The 5,950-nt window shown below is 60.3% G+C and carries 5 protein-coding genes; all 5 read right to left on the minus strand.

Going from position 1 to position 5,950, the window contains the following annotated elements:
• Positions 1 to 187 precede the first annotated feature (187 nt).
• Entirely contained in the window at positions 188 to 2,494 is a 2,307-nt protein-coding gene (locus B7449_RS17380; protein ID WP_039735913.1) for an FdhF/YdeP family oxidoreductase, read from the minus strand.
• A 200-nt stretch (positions 2,495 to 2,694) separates the two neighbouring features.
• Positions 2,695 to 3,105: an RrF2 family transcriptional regulator gene (locus B7449_RS17385; RefSeq protein WP_039735914.1), complete on the minus strand. Its 411-nt coding sequence runs from the start codon at positions 3,103 to 3,105 to the stop codon at positions 2,695 to 2,697.
• A gap of 338 nt (positions 3,106 to 3,443) precedes the next feature.
• Complete coding sequence (locus B7449_RS17390; protein ID WP_039735915.1) at positions 3,444 to 3,872, minus strand: RrF2 family transcriptional regulator; 429 nt, start codon at positions 3,870 to 3,872, stop codon at positions 3,444 to 3,446.
• Positions 3,873 to 3,878: 6 nt separating this feature from the next.
• The gene (locus B7449_RS17395) at positions 3,879 to 5,621 is read right to left on the minus strand and encodes a putative bifunctional diguanylate cyclase/phosphodiesterase (RefSeq protein ID WP_039735916.1); all 1,743 of its coding nucleotides are present in this window, start codon (positions 5,619 to 5,621) and stop codon (positions 3,879 to 3,881) included.
• A gap of 30 nt (positions 5,622 to 5,651) precedes the next feature.
• Positions 5,652 to 5,950 (minus strand): EAL domain-containing protein (locus B7449_RS17400; protein WP_048883928.1); only part of this gene is annotated, 299 nt, incomplete at its 5' end.

The following is a 5,950-nucleotide window of genomic DNA, read 5'->3' on the forward strand; positions in this document are numbered from 1 at the left end:
AATATCGGCGGGTGGGCGGCAGGTGCGGGCCATGATGTCGGTTGCCGCCACCCGTCCCGTCGCCTGCGCCACCGGCACGCGGGTTGCGGGGGGCATGACCCGCGCGGCACGGTCGCGCACCAGCCGCAGGGCGGTGGCGTAATCCACCTGCCGCGCGAAACTGTTGGTGTTCATGATCGGACCGGGTTCAGGCCGGTTCGGGCTGGGCTGCGGGCGCGGCGGCGGTCACGCGCACCGGTATGGACTTCGCGGCGGGCGTTCCCGCGATCTGGTCGAAATGCGACAGCGGCAGCAGCGGGTTGAGTTCGGGATAGTACCCCGCAATCGATCCGCGCGGCATGGGGTATGGCACCACCATCAATCCGTTCACCCGACGCTGCGTACCGTCGGAGCTGATGGTTTCAAGGGCGGCCATCGCCCCATCCGTCAGCCCGCGTGCCGCCATGTCATCCTTATTCATGAACACGACCATGCGGGTGTTGTACACGCCCCGGTAGCGGTCATTATTGGTATAGACCGTAGTATTGTACTGATCGTGCGAGCGGATGGTGGACAGGCGCAGCATGTCCGGGCCACCTATGGGCGTGTCCTCGTCCAGTCCGTCAAAGATCAGGAAATTGGCCTTGCCCGTTGGCGTATTCCATATCCGCTGGCGGGGCGGCACCGGCAGCGAAAAGCCCTTGCCCTGACGGATGCGCGTGTTGAAACCGGCATACAGGTCGGGATAGACCTGCGCGATTTTATCGCGGATCAGGTCGTAATCATCGATAAACCCTTCCCAGTCGATCGTGCTGTCCGGCAGGGTTGCGCGGGCCATGCGGCAGACGATCTCGATTTCCGAACGCAGGTCGGCACTGGTGGGGTGCAGTACCCCGTGCGAGCGCGTGACGCCGGACATTGCGTCCTCGATGGTCACAAACTGCGGGCCGGTTTTCTGCATGTCGATTTCGGACCGGGCAATGACCGGCAGGATCAGCGCGTCACGCCCATGCACCAGGTGCCCGCGGTTGAGCTTGGTGGCGATACCCACGGTCAGGTCCAGCCGCGCCATCGCTTCATACGCCACGGGCGTATCGGGAATGGCGTGGATGAAGTTGCCGCCCATGCCAATGAATACCTTTGCCGTGCCATCGATCATGGCCTGCACGGATTCAATGACATGGTGGCCATGTTCGCGCGGCGGGCTGAAGCCGAACGCCGCCTGAAGCCGGTCGAGGTAGATGGATGTCGGCTTTTCATCAATACCGACCGTCCGGTCGCCCTGCACGTTGGAATGGCCGCGCACGGGGCAGATACCGGCCCCTTCCTTGCCAAAATTACCACGCAGCATCAGCAGGTTGGCAATCTGGTGGATCACGCGCGATCCCTGCTGGTGCTGTGTCACCCCCATGCCGAAACAGATGATGGTGGCGTTGGAGGCGGCATAGATCCCCGCCACCCGGCGGATCTGTTCTTCCGAAAGGCCCGAGGTGGCGACAATGTCGGGCCACCGTGTCGCCTCGATATCAGCCTTCAGCGCCGCGAACCCGTCGGTGTGTTCGGTAATGAAGGCATGGTCCAGCACGGCGGGCTCACCCTTCGCGACGGCGTCCGCATCCATCTGGAACAGGGTTTTCATCACGCCCTTCAGGAACGCGACATCACCGCCAATGCGCACGTGACAGAACTCGCTGGCGATGGGCGTGGACCCGAAGGTCGCCATCTTGATCGGGTCCTGCGGTTCGGTAAAACGGATCAGCGCGCGTTCGGGCATGGGGTTTACGGCAACGATCGGCGCGCCGCGCTTCCGCGCATGCACCAGTTCGGTCATCATGCGCGGGCTGTTGGTGCCGGTGTTCTGGCCAATGATGAAAATGGCCCCGGCGTGGGCAAAGTCCTTCATCTGCACCGTGCCCTTGCCGATACCAATGGACATGGGCAGGCCACGGCTGGTCGGCTCGTGGCACATGTTGGAACAGTCGGGGAAGTTGTTGGTGCCAAATGCGCGGACAAATACGGAATACAGGAATGCCGCCTCGTTGGAGGTGCGGCCGGAAGTATAGAATTCCGCCTGATCCGGATGATCAAGCGCGCGCAGGTGGCGGCCGATCATGGCATAGGCTTCGTCCCACGTACACGGCACGTAGTGGTCGGTCGCGGCGTCATAGCGCATGGGCCGGGTCAGGCGCCCCTGTTCTTCCAGCCAGTGATCACTGCGGGACATAAGGTCGGTTACGGTATGGGCGGCAAAGAAGTCCGCGCCAACCGTGCGCTTCGTCGCCTCGAACGCCAGCGCCTTGGCGCCGTTTTCACAGAACTCCAGCGTCTTTTCACGATCGGGGTCGGGCCATGCGCAGCTTGGGCACTTGAACCCGTCCGGGTGGTTCATGGCCAGCAGCGCGCGGGACCCCTTGGCCAGCACACTCTGTTCCATCAACACCCGCGCGGTGGCGTTCGCCGCCCCCCATCCACCGGCGGGATGGGTATAGGGCTTGAATTCCGGCTTGTCAGACATGGCAACCTCCCCGTGTGTGCACGCAGGAAACCGCCCCATTCACCGTATTGCAATCGCAAACGGCAATATTTTACCATAAATAACAGAGATTTATGTAATCATAATTGCCAATTATCAGACATGGACACCCACTTCGGGCTATCGTCTATATATACCAGAATATAGTTATGGGCATCCATAGTCCCGACACGATGGTCAGGCTAAATCTCGCGCGGCATGATGTCGTGCAGCGTGGTCTGGTCCAGAACCTCCATGAAGGCGTCCAGAGACCGCGACAGCAGATGCCGCAGGCGACAGATGTCAGCCAGCACGCAATGTTGTCCGTTTTCAGGCTGGCACGACACGATGGCCCGTATGTCGGCCTCCATCAGGCGCACGATATCCCCGATAATGATGTCCTGTGGTATGCGCGGCAGGTGCAATCCGCCGGACCGGCCCCTGCGCGCCTCCACAATCCCGCTATTGGACAGACGGTTGACCACCTTGACCAGATGGTTGTGCGAAATGCCATGATGGGTGGAAATTTCATGCACGGACACGCGTCGGCCTTCATTGCAGGCAAGGTAGACCAGCACGCGGATGGCATAATCGGTATGAAGGGTCAGGCGCATGATGGGGTGTTCACGGCCTCCCTGCGCCGGTGGTTGTCGCATATGCCTGTCGCGGCGATGGCGCTGTTCCCTGCCCTGATGGCGGGCACGGCCCCGTATTGTAACATGCGGCGCATGGGTATCCTGTGATCAGACATGGTGACGATTATAAATTATGTATTAAAAAAAGACCGGATCGGTCCGCACTGCAACCTAAAAGTGTGCGGCAGCGTCTCCTATGAATAATTTTTATCATGTCATAAATACAAATTATAACTTTATCGCAATAATTTCGCAAAATAACTTTGCAATGATTCAAATTATATACAAAAACCAAATAAATCCTCATTTATTATTTTTTATGGGATTAATGATTTTTTACGGTCAGTCAACATATCATGTAACGTCACACCATCCAATACTGCCATGAATGCATCAATGGACCGCGTGACCACCCCACGCAGGCGGCAGATATCCGCCAGGATGCACGGCTGCCCCTTGCCCGGTATGCATGGCACGATGGCCGCCGGCAGGTCGGCTTCCATCAGCCGCACGACATCGCCAATCAGGATCTTGTGCGCTCCCCCTGCCAGCTCCAGCCCGCCACTGCGCCCACGCCGCGCCAGGACGATGCCATTGCTGGACAGACGATTGACAACCTTCACAAGGTGCGTTTGCGAAATCCCGTGGATGTTGGCAATTTCCTGAATCGCAACCCGCCTGCCCGGGTTCTGTCCCAGATAGATCAGGATGCGAATGGAATAATCGGTATAGAGTGTGAGGCGCATGGCACCTCATGACGCCTGCAGCGCGACTTCGGTATGATCTGGCGCAAGGATATGTTCCGCCAGCACAAGATTCGCCGCGGAAATGGGCGGAGAAATGTAGAAACCCTGAATCCGGTCCACGTTCATCGCGGTCAGGATGTCCATCTGCTCCTTTGTTTCCACCCCGCTTACGGTCACACTCAGGCCAAAGGCATGGCCAAGGCCCGTCAGGTGGGCGATCACGTCACGCGCCTGCTGGCTGTGTTCAAGGTCGCACACCAGCCGGCGTGATATCTTGGCCTGCGTGAAACGGATGTCACGCAGCACCGCGATCGGCAGCGTTGCCAGCCCGAAATCATCCAGCGTCAGCTGGAACCCCAGATCCGCCAGTTCCTGCAACCGCAGCAGCACCCGGTCCGACCGGCGTCCCGCCAGCACGCTTTCGGATATTTCCAGCACGTAATCACTGGCGTCGCCGCCCTGCCGCTTGATCTCGGCTTCAAGATCATTCTGGAACCCGACATTGAGCAGGTCGAGCCGTGACAGGTTGATGGTCAGGTTGGGATAGGTGGACAGGCTGGAATTCCACAGCCGCATGTCATTCTGGAACGATTTGACCAGGCGGGGGCTCATGGCCTGCGCCAGTGTCGCGTCAAGGAACACGTCACGGAAGCTTTCCGCCGCCAGCAGCCCGCGCAGCGGATGGTGCCAGCGCAGCAGGGCCTCGATCTGGTCGCACCGGCCGGTCGCAAGGTTCAGGATCGGCTGGTAATACAGTTCAAACTGGTCCTTCTCCACCCCGTCGCGCGCATCGGTCAGGATCTGCGCGCGTTCCAGCGCATGCTGGTGCAGGGTGATGTCGAACATGCGCGCCTGATGGCCGCCGGCACGCTTGGCGGCATACAGCGCGATGTCGGCGTTCTTCTGCAGCGATTCCGCGCTTTCCTGACTGGCGACGGGGCATATGCCAATGCTGCCGGACACATTGACCACGGTATTGCCGACCTCGATCGGCGCTTCAAGGATCGCCAGCAGCCGTTCAAGAATGGACGTAAGCTGCGTGGTGCGCAGCGTTTGGTTGAGGATAAGCGCGAATTCGTCCCCACCCAGCCGGCACACCGCATCCTGCGGGCTGACCAGGTCCTGCAGCCGCCGCGAAATGACCTTCAGCACCACATCGCCCGCGTGGTGGCCGTGGATGTCGTTGATCTGCTTGAACCCGTCGAGGTCAAACATCACCAGCATGATTTCACGGGTGATGTTGCGGGCCTTTTCCTCAACCGACGCCTGCAGCATGGTGTTGAAACCGCCACGGTTGAACAGCCCCGTCAACGGGTCGGTCGCCGCCAGCGACTTCAGCCGGTCACGGGTGTTCATAAGTTCCGTGATCTCGAAACGGGTCGCGACATAGCCTTCGATCGCACCCAGCGAGTTGTGCTTGGGCATGATGGTCGTCGCCACCCAGTACAGCGTGCCGTCCTTGGCGCGGTTGCAGATGTTGCCACGCCAGATATCCCCCGAACGGATGGTGCGGTACATCTGCCGGAAGAAGCTGGCGTCATGATACCCGGAATTGACGATCCGGTGCGTGGACCCCAGCAGTTCCTCACGCGGGTAGCGGCTGATTTCACAAAAGCGGTCGTTGACGTAAGTGATCACGCCACGCACGTCAGTAATGGCGACGATCAGGACATTGTCCACCACATCGGCCCAGAAATCGGAATCCTTGTGGGTTAGCGCACGCAGGCGATCATCGTGTTTGAGTGACATGGCGTTGCTCCATCTGTCGCCTTGAATGGATCAGGACTTTGCTTTGGCTGCGGGGGCCGGGGCCGGTTTGGCGGGCGTGACCGCAGGTTCCGGGGCGGCGGGCTGTTCCGCCGTTGGTGCCGGTGCCGCCGGCTTCCTGGCCGCGCTGGCGCGGGCAGCTTCGATTTCGCGGATGACGGCAGGCGCGCCCCCCTTGCGAACCCACTGTTCCAGGTCGCGCGGCGCCAGCGGCTTGGCGAACAGGTAGCCCTGCATCACGTCGCAGTTCAGTTTTTCCAGCAGGTCGCGCTGCTGTTCGGTCTCCACCCCTTCGGTCACGACCGTCATGC

It is taken from the genome of Komagataeibacter intermedius TF2 (genome assembly GCF_000964425.1).
GTDB classification, from domain to species: domain Bacteria; phylum Pseudomonadota; class Alphaproteobacteria; order Acetobacterales; family Acetobacteraceae; genus Komagataeibacter; species Komagataeibacter intermedius.